Origin of the sequence: Vibrio maritimus, from assembly GCF_021441885.1 — a bacterium.
GTDB lineage: Bacteria > Pseudomonadota > Gammaproteobacteria > Enterobacterales > Vibrionaceae > Vibrio > Vibrio maritimus_B.
In genome coordinates, this window is record NZ_CP090438.1 from 1,194,796 (window position 1) to 1,219,749 (window position 24,954).

At 47.4% G+C, this 24,954-nt stretch carries 23 protein-coding genes and 1 tRNA gene; 22 read left to right on the forward strand and 2 right to left on the reverse strand.

Annotated elements, in window-relative coordinates:
* The first annotated feature begins 10 nt into the window (after window positions 1-10).
* The 19 genes from ruvC to LY387_RS05605 all read left to right on the forward strand — a co-directional run bounded on the left by ruvC (window position 11) and on the right by LY387_RS05605 (window position 18,949).
* Window positions 11-532: a crossover junction endodeoxyribonuclease RuvC gene (gene ruvC, locus LY387_RS05515; RefSeq protein WP_042472000.1), complete on the forward strand. Its 522-nt coding sequence runs from the start codon at window positions 11-13 to the stop codon at window positions 530-532.
* 173 nt (window positions 533-705) lie between these two features.
* Window positions 706-2,133 (forward strand): methyl-accepting chemotaxis protein, encoded by a 1,428-nt coding sequence (locus LY387_RS05520; RefSeq protein WP_234495592.1) that lies wholly within the window; start codon window positions 706-708, stop codon window positions 2,131-2,133.
* Window positions 2,134-2,213: 80 nt separating this feature from the next.
* A complete protein-coding gene (ruvA, locus tag LY387_RS05525) occupies window positions 2,214-2,831 on the forward strand; it encodes a Holliday junction branch migration protein RuvA (RefSeq protein WP_128650746.1) in 618 nt (205 codons plus the stop codon).
* A 48-nt stretch (window positions 2,832-2,879) separates the two neighbouring features.
* Entirely contained in the window at window positions 2,880-3,887 is a 1,008-nt protein-coding gene (gene ruvB, locus LY387_RS05530; RefSeq protein ID WP_234495593.1) for a Holliday junction branch migration DNA helicase RuvB, read from the forward strand.
* Between the two features lie 1,225 nt (window positions 3,888-5,112).
* On the forward strand, window positions 5,113-6,699 hold the full coding sequence (gene cydA, locus LY387_RS05535) for a cytochrome ubiquinol oxidase subunit I (RefSeq protein ID WP_234495594.1): 1,587 nt from the start codon (window positions 5,113-5,115) through the stop codon (window positions 6,697-6,699).
* Window positions 6,700-6,714: 15 nt separating this feature from the next.
* Window positions 6,715-7,851 (forward strand): cytochrome d ubiquinol oxidase subunit II, encoded by a 1,137-nt coding sequence (gene cydB, locus LY387_RS05540; protein WP_128650741.1) that lies wholly within the window; start codon window positions 6,715-6,717, stop codon window positions 7,849-7,851.
* A 12-nt stretch (window positions 7,852-7,863) separates the two neighbouring features.
* Entirely contained in the window at window positions 7,864-7,971 is a 108-nt protein-coding gene (cydX, locus tag LY387_RS05545) for a cytochrome bd-I oxidase subunit CydX (RefSeq protein ID WP_000270284.1), read from the forward strand.
* Entirely contained in the window at window positions 7,964-8,266 is a 303-nt protein-coding gene (ybgE, locus tag LY387_RS05550) for a cyd operon protein YbgE (protein WP_112481006.1), read from the forward strand. The genes cydX and ybgE overlap by 8 nt, the downstream gene beginning before the upstream one ends.
* 184 nt (window positions 8,267-8,450) lie before the next feature.
* Window positions 8,451-8,870 (forward strand): tol-pal system-associated acyl-CoA thioesterase, encoded by a 420-nt coding sequence (gene ybgC, locus LY387_RS05555; protein ID WP_042472009.1) that lies wholly within the window; start codon window positions 8,451-8,453, stop codon window positions 8,868-8,870.
* Window positions 8,860-9,546, forward strand: coding sequence for a protein TolQ (gene tolQ / locus LY387_RS05560; RefSeq protein ID WP_234495595.1), 687 nt, complete (start codon window positions 8,860-8,862; stop codon window positions 9,544-9,546). The genes ybgC and tolQ overlap by 11 nt, the downstream gene beginning before the upstream one ends.
* Entirely contained in the window at window positions 9,546-9,989 is a 444-nt protein-coding gene (locus LY387_RS05565) for an ExbD/TolR family protein (RefSeq protein ID WP_042472013.1), read from the forward strand. The genes tolQ and LY387_RS05565 overlap by 1 nt, the downstream gene beginning before the upstream one ends.
* Window positions 9,990-10,002: 13 nt before the next feature.
* Window positions 10,003-11,049 carry a cell envelope integrity protein TolA gene (gene tolA / locus LY387_RS05570; RefSeq protein ID WP_234495596.1) on the forward strand — a complete coding sequence of 349 codons (1,047 nt, stop codon included), beginning with the start codon at window positions 10,003-10,005 and terminating at the stop codon, window positions 11,047-11,049.
* Between the two features lie 34 nt (window positions 11,050-11,083).
* Window positions 11,084-12,412 carry a Tol-Pal system beta propeller repeat protein TolB gene (gene tolB, locus LY387_RS05575; RefSeq protein WP_419153440.1) on the forward strand — a complete coding sequence of 443 codons (1,329 nt, stop codon included), beginning with the start codon at window positions 11,084-11,086 and terminating at the stop codon, window positions 12,410-12,412.
* 31 nt (window positions 12,413-12,443) lie between these two features.
* Window positions 12,444-12,968, forward strand: a complete 525-nt coding sequence (gene pal / locus LY387_RS05580) for a peptidoglycan-associated lipoprotein Pal (RefSeq protein ID WP_042472015.1) — start codon at window positions 12,444-12,446, stop codon at window positions 12,966-12,968.
* Window positions 12,969-13,053: 85 nt separating this feature from the next.
* On the forward strand, window positions 13,054-13,836 hold the full coding sequence (gene ybgF, locus LY387_RS05585; protein ID WP_234495598.1) for a tol-pal system protein YbgF: 783 nt from the start codon (window positions 13,054-13,056) through the stop codon (window positions 13,834-13,836).
* A 359-nt stretch (window positions 13,837-14,195) separates the two neighbouring features.
* The gene (nadA, locus tag LY387_RS05590; protein WP_234495599.1) at window positions 14,196-15,257 is read left to right on the forward strand and encodes a quinolinate synthase NadA; all 1,062 of its coding nucleotides are present in this window, start codon (window positions 14,196-14,198) and stop codon (window positions 15,255-15,257) included.
* A 150-nt stretch (window positions 15,258-15,407) separates the two neighbouring features.
* Complete coding sequence (locus LY387_RS05595; RefSeq protein ID WP_419153441.1) at window positions 15,408-16,397, forward strand: potassium channel family protein; 990 nt, start codon at window positions 15,408-15,410, stop codon at window positions 16,395-16,397.
* A gap of 167 nt (window positions 16,398-16,564) precedes the next feature.
* Window positions 16,565-17,863, forward strand: a complete 1,299-nt coding sequence (locus LY387_RS05600; protein WP_234495601.1) for a BamA/TamA family outer membrane protein — start codon at window positions 16,565-16,567, stop codon at window positions 17,861-17,863.
* Window positions 17,864-17,956: 93 nt separating this feature from the next.
* Window positions 17,957-18,949, forward strand: coding sequence for a hypothetical protein (locus LY387_RS05605; protein ID WP_234495602.1), 993 nt, complete (start codon window positions 17,957-17,959; stop codon window positions 18,947-18,949).
* Between the two features lie 108 nt (window positions 18,950-19,057).
* On the opposite strand, the gene LY387_RS05610 is transcribed toward LY387_RS05605, so the two are convergent.
* The gene (locus LY387_RS05610; RefSeq protein ID WP_234495603.1) at window positions 19,058-19,627 is read right to left on the reverse strand and encodes a UPF0149 family protein; all 570 of its coding nucleotides are present in this window, start codon (window positions 19,625-19,627) and stop codon (window positions 19,058-19,060) included.
* Between the two features lie 114 nt (window positions 19,628-19,741).
* Between LY387_RS05610 and LY387_RS05615 the strand changes: the two genes are divergently transcribed.
* From LY387_RS05615 to LY387_RS05625, 3 genes are all read left to right on the forward strand, one after another.
* Window positions 19,742-21,949, forward strand: a complete 2,208-nt coding sequence (locus LY387_RS05615) for a hybrid sensor histidine kinase/response regulator (RefSeq protein ID WP_234495604.1) — start codon at window positions 19,742-19,744, stop codon at window positions 21,947-21,949.
* Window positions 21,950-22,350: 401 nt separating this feature from the next.
* Window positions 22,351-22,800 (forward strand): L-alanine exporter AlaE, encoded by a 450-nt coding sequence (locus LY387_RS05620; RefSeq protein WP_128650480.1) that lies wholly within the window; start codon window positions 22,351-22,353, stop codon window positions 22,798-22,800.
* Window positions 22,801-22,945: 145 nt separating this feature from the next.
* Window positions 22,946-23,033, forward strand: a tRNA-Ser gene (locus LY387_RS05625).
* A gap of 112 nt (window positions 23,034-23,145) precedes the next feature.
* On the opposite strand, the gene LY387_RS05630 is transcribed toward LY387_RS05625, so the two are convergent.
* On the reverse strand, window positions 23,146-24,825 hold the full coding sequence (locus LY387_RS05630; RefSeq protein ID WP_234495605.1) for an RluA family pseudouridine synthase: 1,680 nt from the start codon (window positions 24,823-24,825) through the stop codon (window positions 23,146-23,148).
* Between the last annotated feature and the right edge of the window lie 129 nt (window positions 24,826-24,954).

The following is a 24,954-nucleotide window of genomic DNA, read 5'->3' on the forward strand; positions in this document are numbered from 1 at the left end:
GCGAGAAACCATGTCTATTATCTTAGGAATTGACCCAGGTTCACGAATCACAGGTTACGGCGTCATTCGCCAGCAGGGTCGACATTTGCAGTATCTGGGGAGTGGCTGTATCCGCACCTCAGAATCGGAGTTACCGGGTCGATTAAAACAGATCTATGCGGGCGTGAGCGAGATCATTACTCAGTTTCAACCTGATGTGTTTGCGATTGAGCAGGTATTTATGGCGAAAAACGCCGACTCTGCACTTAAACTGGGTCAGGCTCGAGGCAGCGCAATCGTCGCGGCAGTGAATAATGACCTACCTGTCTATGAGTACGCTGCAAGGCTCATCAAGCAAGCGGTGGTGGGCACAGGTGGCGCGGACAAAGCTCAGGTTCAACACATGGTGATGGCGATGCTCAAGCTTCCCTCAAAACCACAGGCCGATGCTGCCGATGCTTTAGGTGTGGCAATTTGTCACGCCAACACCAATAAAACGCTCGTTGCTCTGGCAGGTAAGGCAACAGGTGCGAAGAAAGGGCGCTATCGTTAAACGCGCGAATTTTAGTTTCAAGCACTTATCGTCTTGGATACCGATAGTTTTAACGATAACCAGCCCACAGTTTTAGAGCCTTTTCTCTATTCTGCCTTGTTAATTATTTGTTAACTTCCTAATATTGGTCCGATGAGTGCGTCAAAGGACCAATAATAAGGAATAACAAGGGCATGTGGCATAACTTAATAAATAACCCTAAAGATCTCTCCCGAAACACGCTACGCAAAGCGGAAATTACAGCAGTGTTTACCGTTGTTGCGTTAATCGTAGGCTTATACAGTGCCGTTAAATGGCAATCAAATGGACATGCGCTGCTGTTTCTTACTTCAGTATTACTGGTCGCTATCGAGATTGTCGGCTTAGTCGTGCTGCGTTTCTCTAGGCAGATTACCCTCGCGCTAAACATTGGCTTTCTCGGTATGGTGCTTCACGCAGTGAACATCATTTACCAAAGCGGTGGCATCGTAGATTCGACTCAATCGTTTTGGGCGCCTTTGCTCATTGTTGCCTTTTACCTCTCTGCCTCTCGAGCTATGGCTCTGACTTGGAGCTTTGGTATTTTAGTCGTGTCAGGCGTACTGACTTATCTCCATACGAGTGGTTATTCGTTTCCTACTATCTTGCTGTCTGAGTCAAAACAAAACGTTGAGATTTGGTCTGGGATGCTATTGCCGCTTTGCGTTATCTGCTTTGCTCAAAGCTTTACTGCGAAACAAAAAGAGAGTGCCATTAATCGCGCTGAAAAAGCGATGAAAGAAAGTGCTCTGCAAGCCGAAAAAGCGTCGCAAGGCGAAAAGCGCATGGACGGCATGCTGGTGGCGGTGAATGAGAGCGTTCAAGAGCTTGATGAAGTGATACACCAAGTGAATACCCAATCATCACAGCTCAACTCCAATGTTCAATCGCTCGGCATGAACAGCGCCTCGCAAGCAAGTGCAGCTGAAGAGATGAGCCAACAGTTAGAGCAGCTCTCTTCGTTCACTCAAGAGTCAGTCAACTTCATGGAGCAGGTTATCGGACAAACTGACGCCATCAAACAGCAAGCCGAGAGTAGCTCGGAGATGTTGAATGCTTCCACCGAAGCCATCGCGAATATCGACAACAGTAATCAAAAAGTCGTGTCGGTAATTGAACTGATCACATCGGTTGCCGAGCAAACTAACTTGCTCGCTTTGAATGCGGCGATTGAGGCAGCACGAGCAGGCGACCACGGTCGTGGTTTTGCAGTGGTGGCTGAGCAAGTTAGGGAACTCTCTTCGAAGACCAGTAATTCTGTGGAAGAGATCCGCACGCTGATTAGTAATAGCCAGCAAGAGATCGACTCTGGTCAACAGACGATTCAAACCACGGTGAAAGAGCTCAGCCAGATGATAGAGCAGGTGCAAACCATCTCAACCGAAATCACCGATCTTAGCCATCTAGTCACCCAGCAGAATCAAGCTATCGGTGAACTTGACCAAGCAAGTAGCGATGTCGCGCGCTCTGTTACCGGCAGTAAAGCCATCGCCGAAGATATCCAAACCATCAGTGAGCAGCTCAATCAACAGATCTCCGAGGGCACTGAGCTATCGGAGCGACTACGCGCGGCAATGAGCTAATTTTTGCAGAGAATAACTGGATACCTATCCAGTTATTCTATATCCTAAGCCCTATTGCAACGAACAACGAGACATAGACTGTGATAGGACGACTACGTGGCACGCTAATCGAAAAGCAACCCCCTGAACTACTGATAGAAGTTGGTGGAGTAGGGTATGAAGTGCAAATGCCGATGAGCTGTTTTTACGAGCTGCCAGAAATTGGTCAAGAAGCCATTATCTATACCCACTTTGTAGTGCGTGAAGATGCCCAACTACTTTATGGATTTAACACCGTTCGCGAGCGTGCATTGTTCCGCGAAGTGATTAAAGCCAACGGTGTTGGTCCTAAGCTTGGTTTAGGTATCCTATCAGGTATGTCAGCAAGCCAGTTTGTCTCTTGTGTTGAGCGCGAAGATATCTCTACTCTCGTTAAACTGCCTGGCGTTGGTAAGAAAACGGCTGAACGTCTTGTCGTTGAGATGAAAGACCGCCTTAAAGGCTGGGGTGCAGGCGATCTGTTCACACCTGCAACGGATGCAGCGCCAGTTGACAGCGTTGGTGCGATGACCGCAGATAATGCAGAAGAAGAGGCGGTGAGTGCACTATTGGCACTTGGCTATAAGCCAACTCAAGCATCGAAAGTGGTTTCTCAAGTCGCGAAACCAGATATGACCAGTGAAGCGCTGATCCGTGAAGCACTGCGTGCTATGGTTTAATGACCAAGCGCTATTTTAGAAAGACAGTGAGTGTAGAGAGACAGTTAGATGATTGAAGCCGATCGCTTAATCGCCCCAGAAAACCCAGTTTTCCGTGATGAAGACGTCATCGATAGAGCTATTCGTCCTAAGAAGCTGGCTGACTATGAAGGTCAGGAGCACGTTAGCGACCAGATGGAAATTTTCATCAAAGCCGCACAGCTACGTAATGAAGCGCTCGACCACCTGTTGATATTTGGACCCCCAGGATTAGGTAAAACCACGTTGGCGAATATCGTTGCTAACGAGATGGAAGTAAACATCCGCACCACGTCGGGTCCAGTACTTGAAAAAGCGGGTGACCTTGCCGCGCTGTTGACCAATCTCGAAGAGAACGATGTCTTATTTATCGACGAGATCCACCGCTTAAGCCCAATGGTTGAAGAGGTGCTGTATCCAGCGATGGAAGATTATCAGTTGGATATCATGATTGGTGAGGGTCCTGCAGCTCGCTCGATCAAAATCGATCTGCCTCCTTTTACGTTAATTGGTGCTACGACTCGTGCAGGTTCACTGACCTCACCGCTTCGTGACCGATTCGGTATTGTCCAACGCCTCGAGTACTACAAGATTGGCGACCTTCAAAATATCGTTCAACGCAGTGCTCGCTGTTTGGGACTGTCTATGGACCCAGAAGGAGCATTAGAAATCGCTCGACGTGCGCGCGGTACACCTCGTATTGCAAACCGTCTTCTGCGCCGCGTTCGTGACTATGCCGAAGTGAAAGGCAATGGTCATATCTGTGCCGAGATCGCGGATAAAGCTCTAAACATGCTCGATGTCGATAACCAAGGCTTCGACTACATGGATAGAAAGCTTCTGTTGGCGATTATGGAGAAGTTTTCTGGTGGCCCTGTAGGACTTGATAACCTCGCCGCCGCAATTGGCGAAGAGAAAGACACCATCGAGGATGTCATCGAGCCTTACCTCATTCAACAAGGCTACTTACAACGTACACCCCGCGGTCGTATTGCATCAGATCGAGCCTATCTCCACTTTGGAATAGACAAGGCTTAATGGCGGTAAGTTTACCGCCATTTTCCTGTTAACTCTCATCATTCCCAAATCCCGCGTCATTCCCTTGAAAAAGGGAATCTAATACAGCGCGTGGCTACCTAACGGGTGACGCTGCTTGTTAGCCAACCGAAAAGGTTAGTCACACGTTGTAGAAGATCCTCATTGTCATGAGGATGACGGGGAGTCGAGGATGACAGGGAGTTGAGGGTAAAGGGATGTTGCCATCCCCAAATCCCACGTCATTCCCTTGAAAAAGGGAATCTCACACAGCGCGTGACTACCTAACGGTGTAACGCTGTTTGTAAATCGACCGAAAAGGTTAGTCACGCGTTGCAGAAGATCCCTATTGTCATCCACAAGCCCCGCGTCATTCCCTTGAAAAAGGGAATCTTACATAGCGCGTGACTACCTAACGGTGTAACGCTAGTTGTAGGTCGACCGAAAGGGTTAGCCACGCGTTGTGGAAGATCCTCACTGTCATGAGGATGACGGGGAGTTGAGGGTCAAGGGATGTTGTCACCCCCAAATCCCGCGTCATTCCCTTGAAAAAGGGAATCTCATACAGCGCGTGACTTCCTAACGGTGTAACGCTGCTTGTAAGTCGACCGAAAAGGTTAGTCACGCGTTGTGGAAGATCCTCATTGTCATGAGGATGACGCGGAGTGTGGATGATGGGATAAAATGAGTATGACGAACTATTCAAGTAAGAAAGGTCGTACGAATGTTGAACTGCATATTTGTAAAGTAATATTTCAACTATGCAGTGTCATATTCCCGCCAGTTTTATTTCAATTTATTATCAAGTGGTGAATTCATTTTCACAACGCTGATGAAAAACGCTATAATCCATTGCCCCTAAAGGGGTATTGCCCTCCAAAGCACCCGAAACTCACTCCCCAAATTAGTTACAAAAAACCACCAAACTTGACCTGCATCAATGTGATTAAAGATTGTACAATCGTCATTTCGTGTTTGTTGATATAAATCAAGGCAAAACCCTCAAATAAACCTTTTGAAACCGAATCAATTTACCAGTAATATTAGCCACAGCTATATTAGCGCATGCTTAACAATTAACTAACCATTGAGGTACATTTTTGCAACAAGGATGACAATAAGCTCAACAATTTTAGCGGACGCTCAACAAGCTCAACCCCGCTTAAACATTGTTTCCTTTGCGCACTGATGTAGAGAGTGTCGTTTTGTCGGCACAAAAGGAGTTACCATGATAGACGTTGTTGATCTGTCGAGATTGCAGTTCGCAATTACGGCAATGTATCACTTCTTGTTCGTTCCATTGACTCTCGGTATGGCATTCCTACTTGCCATCATGGAGTCCCTCTACGTAATGACCAACAAGCAAATCTACAAGGACATGACCAAGTTCTGGGGTAAGCTGTTTGGTATTAACTTCGCACTTGGTGTTGCCACCGGTCTTACGATGGAATTCCAGTTTGGTACAAACTGGTCGTACTATTCCCATTATGTTGGTGATATCTTCGGCGCGCCTCTGGCGATCGAAGCCCTTGTTGCCTTCTTCCTCGAATCCACCTTTGTCGGACTTTTCTTCTTCGGATGGGATAGGCTTTCAAAACGTCAACACTTAGCGGTAACGTGGTTGGTTGCACTAGGTTCAAACTTCTCTGCACTTTGGATCCTTGTGGCGAACGGCTGGATGCAGCACCCAGTGGGCGCTGAGTTCAACTTCGAAACCATGCGTATGGAAATGGTCAGCTTCGCAGAAGTGGTACTAAACCCAGTAGCTCAGGTTAAGTTTGTTCACACGGTAGCATCAGGCTATACCACCGGTGCGATGTTCGTACTGGGTATCAGTGCTTACTACCTACTGAAAGGTCGTGACGTTGCATTTGCGCGTCGTTCTTTCGCGATTGCGGCGTCTTTCGGTATGGCTTCTATCCTTTCTGTTATCGTTCTTGGTGACGAATCTGGTTACGAGCTTGGTGACGTACAGAAAGTGAAACTTGCAGCGATCGAAGCGGAATGGCACACAGAGCCGGCTCCAGCAGCGTTCACCGTGTTTGGTCTTCCAAACCAAGACAAGATGGAAACCGACTTCGCGCTTAAGATCCCATACGTAATGGGTATCATCGCAACACGTTCTATCGATACTCCAGTTCAAGGTCTTCGTGACCTACGTGAAGAGCACGTTGATCGTATCCGCAACGGTATGTATGCGTACGAGCTTCTAGAAAAACTGCGTGCAGGTGAGCGTACAGATGCAAACCTTGCAGCGTTTGATGACGTGAAAGAAGACCTTGGTTACGGTCTACTGCTTAAGCGTTACACAGACAAAGTAGTTGATGCGACTGAAGATCAAATCCAAGCGGCTGCGGATGACTCTATCCCGACAGTTTGGCCACTATTCTGGTCGTTCCGTATCATGGTTGCGTGTGGCTTCATCATGCTATTCGTATTTGGTGCGGCATTCATTCAGACATGTCGTCAGAAAATTGAACAGAAAAAATGGATCCTTAAAGCTGCGCTATTCAGCATTCCACTTCCATGGATTGCAGTAGAAGCAGGTTGGTTCGTCGCTGAGTTTGGTCGTCAGCCATGGGCCGTAGGTGAAATCCTGCCTGTACACGTCGCGGCATCAGCACTGACAGCGGGTCAGATCTGGACGTCACTATTCGCAATCATCGCTCTATACACGGTGTTCCTAATTGCAGAAGTTTACCTAATGGTGAAATTCGCACGTAAAGGCCCAAGTAGCTTGAAGACAGGTCGCTACCACTTCGAACAAAACGTCGAAACGGTAGAGAACAAAGTTAGTCGTCAAGTAGAAGCGTAAGCAAGGAGAAAAAGAATGTTTGATTACGAAGTCTTACGATTCATCTGGTGGGTACTGATCGGCGTATTGTTTGCTGGTTTCGCTATCACCGATGGTTTTGACATGGGGGTAGGTGCACTAGTGCCTATCCTAGGTAAAACGGATACTCAACGTCGTGTGATGATTAACTCTATCGCACCACACTGGGATGGTAACCAAGTTTGGCTAATCACGGCTGGTGGTGCGCTATTTGCTGCTTGGCCGCTGGTTTACGCAACGTCGTTCTCTGGTTTCTACTTAGCAATGATCCTGACTCTAGCAGCGCTTTGGCTACGTCCAATCGGTCTAGATTACCGCTCTAAGCTAGAAGATAAAAAGTGGCGTGATGCTTGGGATATCGGTATCTCAATCAGTGGTTTCGTTCCACCGCTTATCTTCGGTGTGGCGTTTGGTAACCTGCTACAAGGTGTTCCATTCCAGCTAAGCGACTTTATGATGCCGACTTACCACGGTTCATTCTTCGCTCTGCTTAACCCGTTTGCACTATTGTGTGGTCTAGTGAGCCTGTTCATGATCCTGCTTCAAGGTTCTACATGGCTACAAATGAAGACCACAGGCGATATCCATACTCGTGCTCGTAATACAGCGCAGCTAATGGGTCTACTCACCGTTGTTGCTTTCGTTGGTGCAGGTTTCTGGATCCAAGGCATCGATGGCTACTTAGTAGTTAGCAGCATCGATGGCAACGCAGCGTCTAACCCTCTTGTTAAAGAAGTGGTTCGCGAAGCGGGTGCTTGGATGACGAACTTTGAGAAGTACCCACTGCTTTGGATTGCTCCAGCACTTGGCGTGGTAATGCCTCTTCTAGCGGTTCTTGCGTCTCGTCTTGAGAAATGCGCAGTGTCATTCATTGCGTCTTCTCTAGCGAACGGTGGCATCATCTTTACTGCTGGTTTTGCAATGTTCCCATTCGTAATGCCTAGCAGCATGAATCCAAACCACAGCTTGACCATGTGGGATGCGACTTCAAGTGAGTTGACTCTGAACCTAATGACAGCGGTAGCGTTTGTTATGGTTCCAGTAATTCTTAGCTACACAGCGTGGACTTACTACAAAATGTTTGGTCGTCTTGATGACAAGTTCATCGAAGAAAACAAGAATTCACTATACTAAGGAGCATTTAACATGTGGTATTTCGCTTGGATTTTAGGTGTTCTTCTGGCATGTGCATTCGGCATCATCAATGCACTTTGGCTTGAACACAGTGAGATGATGGACAAAGACAGTGAGTAAGCTTAACCAACAGTTAGAGCAGATTCACAAGCCGATGGATAAGGTGCTGTTACGCGCCTTATCACTGGTGCTTGGCTTTGCCAACGCGGGTCTATTTATGTGGAGTCCTGAGGACTATGACGCGGCCATTGGCGGCTTCGCCCCATGGTTAGGCTTGGTGTTCGTGCTATCGCTCTGTTCGAGTATGGTTTATGGCATCGGCTTCAAACCAAGGTTTTGGTTGTGGCAGGTGGTGTTCAGTCCATATTTATCGCTAACTGTGTTGAGTTACTTAACGTTAATGTACGTTTTCTAGGAAAAGCCCGAGCCATTGCTCGGGCTTTTTACTTTTTGAAACAATGAAATCCCCGTAATCGCTAATATCTTCATCAGTTAAGTGTAAATTTTGGCACTTTAATCAAAAATTCTTGTCAGCACTTATAACAATCACAATCACTTGCGTTATATTAGGGCGTAGATTTAATTAGGAAGTTATCAGTTTGTCTCAGTTATCATCGTATTTCGAATTCCCTGTGACCGTTTATTACGAAGACACGGATGCAGGTGGTGTCGTCTACCATTCGAACTATCTCAATTTCTTTGAACGCGCCCGTACCGAGCTACTTAGAAGCAAAGGTGTGAATCAGCGCGTGTTACTCGAAGAGCACACCGGATTTGTGGTTCGCCATATGGATATTGATTTTATCCGTGGTGCCCGCCTTGATGATCATCTCACGATAAAAACCTATATTTCTGAATTTAAAAAAGCATCGCTTACTTTTGCTCAAGAAATTGTTGACCAAGAGGGTGTGACAATTGCGAAAGCACTGGTTAAAGTGGCATGTATCGATAATGTTAAAATGAAGCCGAAGGCCATTCCTTCGTCTATCGTAGTGGAGTTAAAAGACAGTGACGGCTGATATTTCGTTTGTAGACCTCATATTAGAGGCAAGTCTACTGGTTCAATTGGTAATGCTGATTCTAATGGGGATGTCAGTCGTATCCTGGGCGATGATCATTAAACGCAGCAAAGTTCTTAAAGAAGCGACAAAAGAATCAGAAACCTTTGAAGACAAATTCTGGTCGGGTGCTGACCTTGCGCAGATCTACCAAGATGTGAAAAAACGCAAAGACGATCTTTCTGGTACAGAAGAGATCTTCTACAGCGGCTTTACTGAATTCCTGCGTCTGCGCAAGTCTAACGCTGACTCTCCAGCTTTCATTATGGAAGGGACAGGGCGCTCGATGCGCGTTGCGGTCTCTCGTGAAGTAGAAGACTTAGAAACCAACCTGCCATTTTTGGCAACCGTTGGTTCAATCAGCCCATACATCGGTCTGTTTGGTACCGTGTGGGGTATCATGCATGCGTTTATCGCACTGGGCGAAGTGAAACAGGCAACGCTTGCCATGGTTGCGCCTGGTATCGCAGAAGCACTGATCGCAACGGCGATGGGTCTATTTGCTGCAATTCCAGCAGTAATGGCTTACAACCGCCTGAGCAACAAAGTAAGTAAACTTGAGCACAACTACGCGACCTTCTCAGAAGAGTTCCACAGCATCCTGCACCGACAAGCGATGGCAGGTAGGGAGCAGTAATGGCGGGCTACCAACCCAAAAAACGCAAGCTCACCTGTGAGATCAACGTCGTACCTTACATCGACGTTATGCTTGTGCTGCTTATTATCTTCATGGTGACGTCGCCTTTTATTACTCAAGGTGTCGATGTTGAGCTGCCAAAAACGTCTACTGCCAAGCCAGCCTCTGAGCTAGCGGGCGATACTGACGCAAGCTTCATCATCGTTGAAGTCGACCGCGATGGAAATTTAGGACTAAGCGTGAATAACGAAGACGTTCAACGCGGTCTTAGTCTGCAAGATATTATCGTACGAGTCCGTGCTGAGCTTTCTATCAACCCAGACTCACCGGTTGCGGTGGGTGGTGATGCAGCGACCCCTTATGCTGAAGTGGTATTGCTGCTGGATGAATTAAGCCGCGCAGGTATTCCAAAGGTTGGCTTGTTAACGGACATAAGGGAATAGTCGTCGCAGCCGTATGAAAAGCAATAAGAACAACAGAAACAGCTACGGAAAGCCGATTGCGATCTCTTTGTTTGCTCACGCACTCTTGATCGTCGCTTTGCTGTGGGGCACTGATTTTAATATGACGAAATCAGAACCTACTGGCATGGTGCAAGCCGTTGTGATTGATCCTGCGAAGGTCCGCCAGCAAGCGGCGGAAATTCGTAAGCAGCGTGAAACCGCCGCTAAGAAAGAGCAAGACCGCCTCGACAAGCTTCGTCGTGAGAGCGAGCAGCTTGAGAAAAACCGCAAGGCAGAAGAAGAGCGTATTCGTAAGCTGAAAGAGCAGCAAGCGAAAGATGCTCAAGCCGCGCGTGAAGCGGAGCAGCGCCGCAAGGTTGAAAAAGAGCGTGCAGAGAAGGCAGAAGCAGAGCGTAAAGCGAAAGAAGAAGCTATCCGTATTGCAGAGCAAAAACGTGTTGCTCAAGAAGCGGCTATCGCGAAAGCAGAGCAAGAGCGCTTAGAGAAAGAGCGAGCAATCAAAGAAGCACAAGAAAAAGCGCAGCGCGAAAAAGAAGCCGCTGAGCGTGCAGAACAAGAGCGTGTCGCCAAAGAGAAAGCAGCGGCAGAAGCAGCAGAGAAAGCACGCCAAGAGCAAGAGCGTCTTGAACAGCTAGAGCGAGATCGAAAAGAGGCAGAAAGACTCAAACAAGAGCAAGAAGCAGCATTGAACGACATATTTTCTGGTCTGGAAAGTGAGGCCGCAAGTAACAGTGCTGCGCGCTCCAGCAAGGTTGATGCTGAGATCGCGAGAATGAGTCAAATATACCAGAACCTTATTGAACAGCACTTACTGCAAGAGTCGAGCTTTCGCGGTAAAGAGTGCCGTGTAAACATACAATTAATTCCAGCTGGTAATAGTGCCGTTGCTGGTGCGGTTAAGGTTATTGAGGGTGACACTCGATTGTGTAACGCTACTAAAAGAGCTATTGCGCAAGTAAGATCGTTCCCCCTTTCAGAATTTCCTGAAGTTAATGCTCAGCTAAAGAACATTAACTTGACGTATAAGCCACAGTTATAAGGAAACACCTGTGATTAAGCGAATATTCCTAGGAATGGCGTTGGTGATGAGCATGCTTGCTCAAACGGCTAACGCTGCATTAGAACTTGTGATTACCGATGGTATCGATTCGGCTCGTCCGATCGCTATCGTTCCTTTCAAATGGGAAGGTGAGGGTAAACTGCCACACGATGTATCGGCAGTGATCTCATCAGACTTACAGCGCAGCGGTAAGTTTAGCCCGGTGGCGACCAGCAAAATGCCACAAACACCTTACGACTCATCCGCGATCAATTTTGAAGCTTGGACGTCGATGGGCGTCGATTCACTGTTAACGGGCAGCATCGTAAAAAATGCTGAAGGCAACTACGAAATCAGTTACCAGTTGGTTGATGTGGTACGTGGTCAGTTGACGGGCGGCAAATCAAAAGCACTGAGCGACGATGGTCAACTCGTGCTATCAAACGACCATGTTCTGTTTAAGAAGAAAGCTACGGTACCTGGTCCACGCATGCGTGAATACGCGCACCGTATCTCAGACTTAGTCTATGAAGAGCTAACAGGTGAGCGCGGCGCGTTCTTGACGCGTATCGCTTATGTCGTTGTAAAAGACAACGATGAATTCCCGTACCAAATGCGTATTGCTGACTATGACGGCTACAACGAAAAGCTAGTACTTCGTTCAAAACAGCCGCTAATGTCACCAGCATGGTCACCAGATGGTAAGAAGCTCGCTTATGTAAGCTTCCAAAATGGCCAGGCTGAAATCTTCATCATGAATATCTACACAGGTAAACGTGAAAAGGTAACGTCATTCCCTCGTCACAATGGTGCGCCAAGATTCTCTCCTGATGGGAAGTCTCTCGCGATCACCTTGTCGAAGACTGGGCAACTGCATGTATATACGCTAAATCTGGAAACCAGAAAACTGCGTCAAATTACAAGTGGTCGATCAAATAATACGGAACCGTACTGGAAACCAGACGGCAATTCCCTTATTTTTACGTCGGATAGGGGTGGTAACCCTCAGATTTATGAAGTAAATTTGTCTGACGGTAAAACTAAACGAATCACGTGGCAAGGTAGCCAAAACCTCGGTGGGCAGATCACCCCTGATGGTCGTTACCTAGTGATGGTTAATCGTTCTAACTCTGGTTTTAATCTTGCTAAGCAAGATCTAGAAACTGGCTCGGTACAGATCCTCACGAAAACGCTGCTCGATGAATCACCAAGCATCGCACCGAATGGTGGCATGGTGATATACAGTTCCATTTATAACAAAACTAACGTCCTTTCTATGGTATCCATCGATGGACGATTTAAAGCTAGACTACCGGCTACAAACGGTCGCGTTAGAGCACCGGCTTGGTCACCGTTTTTATAGCAATTAAATTTTTTAGGTTAAGGAAATAACAATGCAATTAAACAAAGTTTTTAAGGGGTTGCTAATCGCACTGCCAGTTCTTGCAATGACGGCATGTAGTTCAAGCGACGACGCTGCGTCATCTACAGGTGCAGAGACTAACAACCAAGCGCAACAAGAAACAACAGTTGCTACACCAATTGATGAGAATGCACAGCTATCTGAGCAAGAGCTAAAAGAAAAAGCACTTCGTGAAAACCAAACGATTTACTTTGCATTTGATAACTCTACTATCGCTGGTGACTACGAAGATATGCTTGCAGCACACGCAGCTTACCTAAGCAAAGACGTGTCTCTAAAAGTAACTATCGAAGGTCACGCTGATGAGCGCGGTACGCCTGAGTACAACATCGCACTAGGCGAGCGTCGTGCTAACGCTGTTGCTAAGTACATCCAAGCTCTTGGTGTACAAGCAGACCAAATCTCTATCGTAAGCTACGGTGAAGAGAAGCCACTAGTACTAGGTCAATCTGAAGACGCGTACGCGAAAAACCGTCGCGCAGTACTAGTTTACTAATCCAATCTGCCCAAGATTGAAATGTTGCAGCGTTCGCGCTGCAACATTGTCGTTTTAGGGCTCGGCAGTTAAGGACCCTACCTTTATGAAAAGTAACATTAAGCGCGTTGTTACGCTTACGTTACTAGCCGGAACGGCAAGTGCTGCACTTGCTGCACAAGCTCCGGTTACCGACTTGAGTGCAACATCTTCTTCGGCAACCGCTGCCTCCATTACAGCGGCATCTGCTGCTAACGAAACCGACGTTCAGCGCCTAGAGCGCCTATTGCAAAACCGCAACCGAGTACAACTGCAAATGCAGCAACAACTCGACGAAATGACGCAAGAAATCGCGACATTACGTGGTCAGCTAGAACGCAATACTTATGACATGGAGCAGATGCTTCAGCGTCAACGCGAACTCTTTATTGAGATCGATAAACTTCGCTCTCAATCGGGTGCTGCCGCAGTTGCAGTTCCTGTCGCTAAAGAAGGCGGCAAAACAGACGGTAAGTTCACCACCAATGTCGATGAGCAAACTGCGTACCAAAACGCCGTTGACCTTATCCTTAAAAAGCGTGACTACCAAGGCGCTATTGCAGCCTTTAAGCAGTTCCAAGTCGACTTCCCAGAGTCTACCTTCACACCAAACAGCCACTACTGGCTCGGTCAGCTTTACTTCGCCAAGCGTCAAGACGCTGAAGCAGAGAAGAGCTTCAAAGCGGTGCTAGAATTTAAAGACTCAAACAAGCGCGCTGATGCGCTAGTTAAGTTGGGTGACTTGGCAAAACGCGGTAACAAAGCGGACGTTGCGAAGCAGTATTATGAGCAAGTGATCAGCGAATATCCTGGTAGCTCTTCTGCTAAGGTTGCGCAGTCTAATTTGTAAAGAAGTGGCGTTGGGGTTGGTGAGTCCTTAAGTTCCCAACGCGCTTTGAGAAGACCCCTGCATGCGCAGGGGTGACGACGCTTTTTAGATTCAGTGATCGCTAAGAGCATGCTATCAACACATACAACTCCTCAAAAGATCGTCATTCCTGCGCAGGCAGGAATCTACCCTCAGCGCACACCAACACTAACCCTATAAAACCCCAAACTCCCGCTCCCCGGGGCAAACTATCAACTCCTTCGCCCCTTTAGCCCACTTTCTATTCAACTTTGGTCGATTAAGTTGGCAGTGCCTTTGTTCTCAATGACAGATGAGTGTACAATGCTCGGACTATTTGGAAGTAGCATAGAGCAACCGCTATGAGCCACATCTTAGACTCAATTGATACGGTATATCCGTTTCCCCCTAAGCCTGTTCCGTTAACGAATGACGAGAAGCAGCAATACATTGCAAGTATCAAATCGCTATTAAAAGAAAAAGACGCGGTTCTGATTGCGCACTATTACACCGATCCAGAGATCCAAGCCCTTGCTGAAGAGACGGGCGGATTTGTGGGTGACTCGCTAGAAATGGCGAAGTTTGGTAATCGCCACGACGCATCAACACTGATCATTGCTGGTGTTCGCTTCATGGGCGAATCGGCAAAAATTCTAACGCCTGAAAAGCGCATCCTAATGCCTACGTTAGAAGCTGAGTGTTCACTTGACCTTGGTTGTCCAGCAGACAAGTTCTCTGAGTTTTGCGACGCGCACCCAGATCACACTGTGGTGGTTTACGCTAATACGTCTGCTGCGGTAAAAGCGCGTGCAGATTGGGTCGTAACGTCAAGCATCGCCCTTGAGATCGTTGAACACCTAGACGCGGAAGACAAGCCAATCATTTGGGGCCCAGACCGTCACCTAGGTTCGTACATCGCTAACCAAACTGGCGCAGACATGTTGCTATGGCAAGGTGAATGTATCGTACACGACGAGTTCTCCTCGAAAGCACTGCGCGATATGAAGTCTGTTTACCCAGATGCAGCGATTTTGGTGCACCCAGAATCACCAGCAAGTGTGGTAGAACTGGCAGACGCCGTAGGCTCAACCAGCCAGCTTATCAAGGCAGCAAAAGAACTACCGAACAAGCAGCTTATCGTAGCAACCGACAAAGGTATCTTCTTTAAGATGCAGCAGTTGGTTCCTGAGAAAGAGCTGATTGAAGCGCCAACAGCGGGTAACGGTGCGACGTGCCGCAGCTGTGCTCACTGTCCTTGGATGGCAATGAATGGTCTTAAAGCGATTGAGAAAGCGTTGAAAGATGGCGGCGAAGAGCATGAGATCTTCGTTGATGAAGCGCTACGCGTGAAGTCACTGATTCCGCTAAACCGCATGCTAGATTTTGCAGAGCAACTGCAAATCAAAGTAAAAGGTAACGCGTAAATCGCTGATTGATTAATAAATAATCCAGCGTAGAACACACAAAACCAGCCTTAGGGCTGGTTTTTTCGTATATGATTAATACAGAAAGTAACAGGCACAAGGACAGTCGTGGTTATCTGGATTCAACTTCGGAAGTGGCTTCACAGCCATTTGTTTGAGCTCAAGTTTCGAACGCTGATGATAGCGTTGTTGCTCTATGCCGTGATCTCTTGGGCTCTGCTCTGGTTAAGTGGCGAAGCTGACCTCACTTTGCCTATCTCACAGTTCATCTATTTCATCGTGGTGACCGCCTCGACGGTCGGCTACGGCGATCTCTCTCCCTCGACTGAAGCAGGGCGATGGGTCGCGATTCTCTTTGTAATACCTGGTGGTTTGATGCTGTTTGCTGCCCTTTTAGGGCGAGTAGCCGCATTAGGTCTAGATTCTTGGCGCGCCGGTCAACTCGGAAAAAGGAAAGTAAGAGTGGAAAACCATATTTTGATGTTGGGTTGGAATGGGCAACGAACCATTCACCTTATCCGTATGCTTCAACACGAAGAGACTGGCAGACGTCCCATCGTTCTTTGCAGCCGCTCAGACATTGAGAACCCGCTGCCCGGAGAGATATCGTTCGTGAAGGTCAATAGTTACACCGATGGTCGCGAGATGGAAAAGACCAACATCGAGTCGGCCAGCTGCATTCTTATCGATAACCCTGAAGACGACATCACCTTGTCAGCAGCGCTCTACTGCGCGAATCGCAACCCAGACGCCCATTTACTGGTTTACTTTAAAGACGAAGCGCTCAGCGATTTACTGCATAAGCACTGTCCGAACTCTGAATGTATTCCAGCAGTGGGTGCCGAGATGCTCGCGAAAGCCGCCGTCGATCCCGGCTCCAGTGCGCTGCATCAAGAGCTACTCAGTTCCACACGTGGAATGACTCAGTATTCCGTTATCTATCCAACCAGTTCTAAAACCACAACAGTGAATGCTCTGTTCCAGTGGATGAAGGCTCATTACCAAGCCACTTTGATTGCCGTCGATGTGGGAGAAGGCATTGTACTCAACCCAGAACTCGATTTAGAGCTTAAACCTGGTGCTAAGCTTTTTTATATCGCAGACGAGCGCATTGATACGTTTCGTTGGGAAGAGGCATAAAGTGGTCAACTCGAGCTTTTTGTACTGGAGCATCATTCGCCTAATCAATGAAAATTATCGTTACACTTAAAAATATTTATTGATACGGATGCTCATCCTGTATATTATGCGCGCGTTTTATAGCAATTGTGAATGAACGTTCATTCATTTTTTAAGGTAATCATGCCATGCGCGTTAGTCTGTTGTCGGTTTTCGTTGTCACTGCGATCTTCTCAAGTTCAGCGGCGTTTGCTGCCAATACATCAGTGTCAACCTCACACGCCTCTCTTCCTATCACTAAGGAAGCGATGCAGTATGAGAGCGATCTAGAGCAAGCCAATGCTCGCCTCGAAGAATACGAGGTGGTCATTGATACGCTCAAAGATCAAGAAACCCGCGATCAAAAAGCGATTGACGATCTTCGCTATGCGAAAAAGTACTACCAAGAGATCAATGGACTACCGATGTTCAGCTTTTTGGGCGGACCTGCATACACACCAGAGCAAGGCTTACTGGTAGCGGTTGGTGGTTTGTATTCTTTTAAAACCGATCGCTCACAGTCCGAGTTGCAGCGCTCTAGTGTCTCTGCGTTTGTCATTGGCAACTACGTGGATTCCGAAGTGGGCTATGGCGTGCGTGCAAACCACGACTTGTATTGGAACAACAACGATATCCAATTCAAGGGCAACTGGACTGCTGGCACGCAAGGCAAACATTATTGGGGTATCGGCTACGACGCTGCTCAAGATTTTGAGTTTGGCGATGTCACTCAGTACGAAGCGACAGTAAACAATTACCAGGGTAACTTGATCTATCGAATTGCAGGTAACTGGTTTGCGGGACCTGCGCTTAAGGTGAATTACTTTAACCCAACGAGCGAGCCAGACTCAGCGTTACTAGACGAGAACTTCAATAAGTTCAAGGACAAACCATTTACGTGGGGTATCGGTGGTAGCATTCAATACGATAGCCGCGATGTTGCCGTCAACGCCTGGAGTGGTTCTCTGTTTCGCACAGAAGTACTGGCATTTAGTGAAGCGCTAGGCAGTCAGGCTGAATATCAGAAGCTGGATGTTGAGTATCGTAAATTTCACAGCTTTGTGGAAGGTCGAGTGCTCGCTGTGTTAGCACACTACCAACAAGCGTTTGGTGATATTCCTTATTACGATATGCCAGAGATAGGCGGCGCTAACTCAATGCGTGGTTACTACCAAGGTCAGTATCGTGACAAGGTTGCTGCTGAGGTCACCGCTGAGTACCGACATACTTTTCGTCGCGACTCAGGCGTTCTATCGAACCATGGTATGACGGCTTGGGCAGGCGTTGGCTCGATTGGTAACACGGTTGAAGATCTCTCGGGTCATGCGATTCTTTCTTATGGTGTCGGCTATCGTTATGAGCTGCAACCAAGAATGAACATTCGTCTTGACCTAGGTATGGGAAGGCACGGCGCAGCGTTCTACTTCAACTTCACTGAAGCGTTCTAATCCTTGTAAACGCTCCAATTATGTTAAGTGGTCTCACTAAGGGGACCACTTGAACATATCCACCACACATCACAAACAAATAGGTAACTAGGTTTGAGAAAGGTTATTAGTCTTTGGGTATTACTACCGCTACAAATGGTATGGAGTTCGGTTTATGCGGCAGGAACTGATTACGGCACGGACAGTGAATTAATCCAGCAAGTAGAGCGCGAAAAGAATCAAGCGCACTGGAGTGGCTTGCCAATTTGGGGTGAGCAAGTCAGAGAGATGGGCTATGAGTTGCCTATTCCGGTAGGTTTTGGGATCTACATGAATACCCAAGATGTGGAATACGTTGCGACCGACGATTTTCATGTGAACGCCGTGGGTGGTGTGCTAGGTGGACTCGGGCATAGCCCGTTAAGCCAGTGTAAGCGGACTTCGGGTATGGATTGCAGTCAGCAATACAGTATTCCAGCAGAAGACGTTCGTATAACTGGTCAAGATAAAAGTATCCAACTACGCCTAGATGCATGGGTGTTTCCTTTCTTAAACGTTTATGGATTGGCTGGCTATACTAAGGGCAGTAAAGAGATTTTGGCAGATCTGTCGAACGCGAAAATGGGTGACACTGCGTTTCCTATCCCAGCGACGTTGCCGCTTAACTTAGAGTATGAGGCGTACAACTTAGGTTTGGGCTCAGTATTGGCGACTCAGTTTGATGTGGCAAAGGGGATTAACCCAATCATCTTGACCGTTGCGGGTGCCGTAACTAACTCGTGGACAACGACAACCGATAGCACCATCTTGACTAAGATTGCCGCGGTGCGCGTGGGTCAACGTTATGACGTGCCATACGGCAAACTTGCGTTGTTGGTGGGTTATCAGTATCAGAGTATCGAACAGAACATTACGGGTAGCTTGTCAGACCTCGGTGTGCTCGCAAATGAGTTACAGTTTGATGTAGATTTGAAAAGTAAGCACACCTCCAACATGTCGCTTGCTGCAGTGTATGACTTTGGTTACCAAAAAGAATGGAACCTCATGGCGGAGTATAGCTTCCTAAACTGGAATCAGCTTATCGTGTCCATGGGTTATCGCTTCTAGCGAAGGATTTAGCGCTTCTAAAAGAATAACAACAACGTTGGCGAAAAAAGGGCCCCTGCCAATTATGGTAGGGGCCCTTACTATTTGGGTCTGTATCTAGCGATGAGCTTATTGCTGCTCTGCCAATACCGCGCCTTTTTGAGTGATACCGCAAAGCATCATAGGAACAGCGGCGAAAATCTCATTAAACTGCTCTAGACCTTCGATACCTTGCGCTTGCAGTGTCGCGATAGATGTCTCTGGATCGAACAACATGCTCAGAGAAAGAAGCACACCGCCAAGCAGCGCGTTATCTTCGCTGTTCTCCGGCATTAGAGTTTCCCAGTCATCACGAGCAAGTTGCCAGCCTTGAAGCACACCTTCACAGAAATCTTTAGTCTCTTGAGTCACGATCTCTTCTTCATCAAGACCACAGCCTTCAGGCCATTGCCATTCGCCATCAAGAAGAGCAGGGCGGTATTCATTCCAAAGGGTAATGACCGCTTGAGCATAGCTCTCTAATTGCTCGCCCGAAGTAAACGGCGCAACTTCTTCTCCACCCCATAAAAACGGTAGCCATTCTTCAGGTGGCAAAGTGTGCGGGGCAGATGCCATAGAAGTCACAAAGCCTTGAGTCTGCGCGTTATTTAGCAGTTTTCCTTCTAGCTCAGGAAGGGAAAGTATGTCTTTTAGTTCCAAAATGCTTTACCGTTAGGGCTGAATTGAGAATTACTTGGGTATAGTAACAAGCTAGACCATAATTACCTAGCATGGTCTTGTTCCACACGAAGAAAAGGACACACTTCGCACGCTATGGTTATTAAAGAGTCGCTGAAAAAGAAAAGCATCATCGCTCTGGCAGTTTACTTAGCCTTGTTTATTGCCATCTTTGGTAGCATTACCTATTGGGTTGTGGAATCGCCTGTTCGCGCCAAGCTTGAGCAAAACCTCGATATCCGAAGTGAGTTCCTCGCCGCTGAAATCTCTTCTCCCTTGCATAGCTCTTTAGGCGTTCTAAAAAGCATTGTCGCCATGGGTGAGTCTATCGAAGATCGCAACGCCCTCGACCAAGCACTTCGCCAGGTATTTAAGCTCAACGATGGCATTGCTGTTAGTGGAGGCATTTGGCCAGAGCCGTACTCCATCGATCCCAACGAGAAACTCTCGAGCCTGTTCTATAACCGAACCGCAGATGGAGAGGTCGACAAGATTGATCTTTGGAACAATCCAGAAGCGGCAGGCTATCACGTTGAGCCTTGGTATACCTCTGTAAAAGATAAGCCAACCAATACCATTACCTGGTCAGAAGTGTATGTCGATCCTTATACCCATGTTCAGATGATCACTGCCTCAGCGCCTTATTATCTCGATAGCAAATTTGCCGGTGTTGCCACCGTCGACTTGTCTCTAGAGAACCTGATCAGCTTCGTAAAAAGCAAAGCCCGCGAGCATGACCTTGGTGTGATTGTTCGTGACGCCAACAACCAAGTGATCACCGAGCACAACTTTCGCGTCGAACGCGATATCTATATCAGTCAGCTAAACTTTGGTGACTTCAATTGGAGTCTAGAGGTAGTTAACGCCAGAAGGCTGGTGGCAGATGAGGTGTTTGATATCGTAATGGGCGTCGAATACGCTATCGTCCCGGTGATGATTCTGTGTTTGATGTTTGGCTATTACCTCATCAACCAATACCTGATTAAGCCTATCGCCGTCATTGCCAAAGAAGTGGATGATTCGCGTCACAGCGGCAGTATCGATATCAACTACAAAAGCCCCGATGAGATTCGATACCTTATAGACAGTTTCAACCAGAAAACCGTCTACCTCGACCAAGAACGGATGAAGGCGCAAGCGTCAACCAAGGCCAAAACTGCGTTCTTAGCAACGCTCTCTCACGAGATCCGAACGCCAATGAATGGGGTACTGGGCACCGCGCAGATCTTATTAAAAACCGATTTGTCTGTTGAACAGAGAAAGCATCTAAAAACCCTTTACGATTCAGGCGATCACATGATGTCGCTGCTTAATGAAATCCTCGATTACTCGAAGATTGAGCAAGGGCATATCGAACTCGATAGCCACCCATTCCCGCTAAATTCCATCATAGGCAGTATGCACAGTGTGTATCACACCCTATGTAACGAGAAGGGTCTTAAGTTTAGCGTCTACTCAGAGGTGGACGATGAGCGTTGGTATATGGGCGACAAGGCGCGTCTGCGTCAGATTCTGTTTAACCTTCTTAATAACGCCGTGAAATTTACCTCGCAAGGCACCATTGAGGTGTTCTTGTCTGAAGAAGTTAGACATAGCGCTAATACATTGACCATTCGCGTGAGAGACACGGGTATCGGCATCTCTCCAGAAGCGCAAGCACGTATCTTCAAGCCATTCGAGCAAGCCGAGTCGAGCACCACACGTCGCTTTGGGGGAACCGGGCTAGGTCTTGCCATCGTTAAAGAGATCGCGTCTGTAATGGGCGGAGATATCAAACTCAACAGCCAAGAAGGCATTGGTTCTGAGTTTGAAGTCACCGTGAAGCTCGAAAGCTGTGAGCCAAAACAGCTTGATGTTCATATTGAACGTAAGCTTGATTATCGCGGTCTGAAAGCACTTATTGTTGAAGATAACCGCACCAACACCATCATCATCGACACCTTTATGAAGCGTAAAGGCTTTATCACATACTCGGTGGTTAATGGTGAAGAGGCGCTAAAAGCAGTGGCCACGCAAAGCTATGATCTCATCCTCATGGACAACCATATGCCGGTCATGGATGGGGTAGAGGCGATCGCCGGTATTCGTAACATGCCTGGCAGAGAAAAAGACACGCTCATCTTTGGCTGTACTGCAGATGTCTTTAAAGAGACTCGTGAACGCATGATGGGCGCGGGTGCCGATTTCATCGTCGGTAAACCTATCGACGAACGCATCTTGGACGATGCTCTTTATCAGTTTGCCAATAAACTGTTCCAGTTTACTGACGGCAAACGCAGTAACGTGACTTCTATTGGCAGCTAACGCTTTAACCTTACATCAGCGCCTCTAAATCAACGCCCTTACACCGAAGCATAGTGCTACAAAGCGAGCACTATGCGCTAATGAGCATCCTAACTTCTATTCTCACCCAGCTTCTCTTCTGACAACTTCAATTTACGTGTAGCAAACCTACAACTTTGAATCGATAACCCGCTGACTTTAAGGGCTTTAGGGTTATGTTTGTAATAAAACTACAACAAATAGCGAGTTTCACTACTTTGAATCCCAAAACTGGTGATTAATTTACTTCTTGGCTCAAAATACGGAATGTAAAACTACCAATAAGGTGTTCTAATGGCGCCCTAATCTGGATGATGAAAAATATCCAGTCATATGAGTCGATATTCGATTTAATGTTAGTTTATTGTCCTGTGAGATTGTAAGTGAAACCGAAAGCTCCTTTCTGTATTCGTAACGCGGCTGCTGACACCTTTGCAATGGTCGTGTTCTGTTTTGTGTCTGGTATGTTGATTGAAGTGCTTGTTTCAGGCATGACCTTCGAACAGTCATTGGCATCACGTTTGTTGTCTATCCCTGTGAACATCGCCATCGCATGGCCATACGGAGTATTCCGCGACTGGGCGCTTCGCCAAGGTGCGAAAGTGTCTACCTCTGGTCCTATGAAAGCGTTCGCTGACCTAGTGGCTTACGTAGCATTCCAGTCACCCGTCTACGCAGCGATCTTGTTTACGGTTGGCGCATCAACAGACCAAATCATTACTGCAGTATCGAGTAACGCAGTCGTGTCTTGTGGTATGGGCGTACTATACGGCTACTTCCTAGACCTATGCCGCCGCTGGTTCCGTGTACCTGGTTACTACCAAAGCGCATGATTTGCCGATCATTTGATCGAATTAATCACAAAGTAAGCAAACAATTAAAAAAGCGCACCTTTTTTCCCTTTTAGGGTTGACCAAGCGGGGCGGAATCATTAAATTACCACCCCGTTAGCCAACAGCGCTAACCAAATCAAAATACGGTGAGTTGTCCGAGTGGCTGAAGGAGCACGCCTGGAAAGTGTGTATACGGCAACGTATCGAGAGTTCGAATCTCTCACTCACCGCCAAATTTTAAGCCCCAGCAGAAATGCTGGGGCTTTTTCGTTGTATAGCCTTTTACTTCAAAATAGCTGCCCCTAAAGAAGTAAGGTACATCATTAGGGGGAAAACTAACCCACCTTAAAATTCACTATCAACCTGAAATACCAACCGCTCTTTAGTATAAGGATGGTCAAGCTCCAGTTGCTCAGCATGCAAATACAAACGATCGGCCTTCTCCCCATAAAGCGTGTCGCCAACCATAGGCATATTCAAGCCAAGATGATGAGCACTGTGAACACGTAGCTGGTGAGTTCTACCTGTTTTCGGGTACATGTACACCTTGCTTCGGCCATCACGTACTTCAATCAACTCCCAATGAGTCTCTGCTGGCTTGCCATGTTCGTAACACACCAGCTGCCTTGGGCGGTCATCGGGGTCGCCACGCATTGGCAACGAAATATCACCCTCAGTCTGAGTCAGTTCACCTTCTAACATTGCGACATAGCGTTTTTGTACACCGCGAGTAATGAACTGCTTTTGCAGGCTCTTGTTGGCGCGCTTGGTCAAGGCGAAGACAACTAATCCGGATGTGGCCATGTCTAGGCGGTGAATCACATATGGACCTTCAACATCAGGGAATAGAGCTTGTAGACGAGTATAGGCTGAGTCTTTTATGGTTTTGCCTGGCACTGATAGTAAGCCAGATGGTTTATTGATAACCACCATCGCCTCATCCTGGAACACAATTTCCAACTCTTTGTCTTCCGCCCAGTTCTGTTCAAGTGGGTTAGGCTCGACGTTTAGACCTTGCAGCATGTGCCCTAAGATAGGCTGGCATTTGTTGTTACATGATGGGTAAAAACTGCCGTGCTTGCGGATCTCTGACTTAGGTGATGCGCCCCACCAAAACTCCGCCAGAGCCAAAGGTTTGAAGTCATGCATATAGGCATATTGCAGTAATTTAGGCGCTGCGCATTCGCCTGCACCGGCTGGTGGAGTCGGAGTAGTCGTCGCCGCAAAGATATCAACCAAATCGCATGTTTCGCCGTGTTGATTTAAAAAGCGATACTGCTTGTGAAGTTTGTGCTGCAGAGCGTTGGATAGCGCTTTGTGGTGCTCTTTAAGCTCCGCAAGATTAGTCTCAAGCTCTTCTAGTCGCTGCTCTTTTACGGCGAGTTTATCTTCCCACTTAAGCTTTAGGTATTTGAGCGTGTTTTTCTCTGCGACACTTTGCTTGCCAAGTTCGTCTAGCAAGGTCTGAAGTTCTTCGCCACTGAGGGTTTGCTGCGCCTCTTTTCGCTGTTGCTTACGACTGGCACGACCTTGAATCATGATCTCGCGATGTGCTTGCTCTTCTTGTTGGTAAGCTGCGCGTTCCGCTGAGATTTGCTCTTTAAAAATTGCGATTTCTGGCGCGTTGGCAAAGGTTTTATAGGTCGCAAGTGCTTTGGTGATGGCATTAGTTTCCTCTCGGAAAAAACCGTCTTCGGTAAGCATGTCGAAAACAGGTGGTACAAATCCAGGCAAGAGATTCTGATCGGCAATCTTGCCAGAAAAGGCACTCAGAAATCCGGTTTCGCCTTGAGGGCTTTGCACCAGCAAAACACCGAACATCTTGCCTCGACCTTGGCTTTCATCGTCTATTCCAAAATCATGAATGAAGTCGGTTTGAGATTGCAGATATTGCTGGAGCTGGTTTGCTGCTAGTACACACAGTGGATGAGGAGTGTAATAGAACGGAAACGTAAATTGTTCTGGTAACTCGTAGCCTTCGATAGCAACATCAAATCGGTTAAAGCAGTGTTGGGGAGAGTGCATATTAAAGGCCGTAGGGTCATAGAAAATTGAGCACGGATTGTACCTTGTTTGGGAGGAATTTCCACGGGTAGTCGTGTCGGCTTTAGATACTGCTTGTCTAAGTAGAATGACCCTGCACTTGCCCGCAGG

Bases quoted from the DNA above. Each gene is read 5' to 3' on its own strand.
- ruvC (WP_042472000.1), top strand. From the start codon at position 11: ATGTCTATTATCTTAGGAATTGACCCAGGTTCACGAATCACAGGTTAC.
- LY387_RS05520 (WP_234495592.1), top strand. From the start codon at position 706: ATGTGGCATAACTTAATAAATAACCCTAAAGATCTCTCCCGAAACACG.
- ruvB (WP_234495593.1), top strand. From the start codon at position 2,880: ATGATTGAAGCCGATCGCTTAATCGCCCCAGAAAACCCAGTTTTCCGT.
- cydA (WP_234495594.1), top strand. From the start codon at position 5,113: ATGATAGACGTTGTTGATCTGTCGAGATTGCAGTTCGCAATTACGGCA.
- cydB (WP_128650741.1), top strand. From the start codon at position 6,715: ATGTTTGATTACGAAGTCTTACGATTCATCTGGTGGGTACTGATCGGC.
- cydX (WP_000270284.1), top strand. From the start codon at position 7,864: ATGTGGTATTTCGCTTGGATTTTAGGTGTTCTTCTGGCATGTGCATTC.
- LY387_RS05565 (WP_042472013.1), top strand. From the start codon at position 9,546: ATGGCGGGCTACCAACCCAAAAAACGCAAGCTCACCTGTGAGATCAAC.
- tolA (WP_234495596.1), top strand. From the start codon at position 10,003: ATGAAAAGCAATAAGAACAACAGAAACAGCTACGGAAAGCCGATTGCG.
- tolB (WP_419153440.1), top strand. From the start codon at position 11,084: ATGGCGTTGGTGATGAGCATGCTTGCTCAAACGGCTAACGCTGCATTA.
- pal (WP_042472015.1), top strand. From the start codon at position 12,444: ATGCAATTAAACAAAGTTTTTAAGGGGTTGCTAATCGCACTGCCAGTT.
- ybgF (WP_234495598.1), top strand. From the start codon at position 13,054: ATGAAAAGTAACATTAAGCGCGTTGTTACGCTTACGTTACTAGCCGGA.
- nadA (WP_234495599.1), top strand. From the start codon at position 14,196: ATGAGCCACATCTTAGACTCAATTGATACGGTATATCCGTTTCCCCCT.
- LY387_RS05600 (WP_234495601.1), top strand. From the start codon at position 16,565: ATGCGCGTTAGTCTGTTGTCGGTTTTCGTTGTCACTGCGATCTTCTCA.
- LY387_RS05615 (WP_234495604.1), top strand. From the start codon at position 19,742: ATGGTTATTAAAGAGTCGCTGAAAAAGAAAAGCATCATCGCTCTGGCA.
- LY387_RS05630 (WP_234495605.1), bottom strand. From the start codon at position 24,825: ATGCACTCTCCCCAACACTGCTTTAACCGATTTGATGTTGCTATCGAA.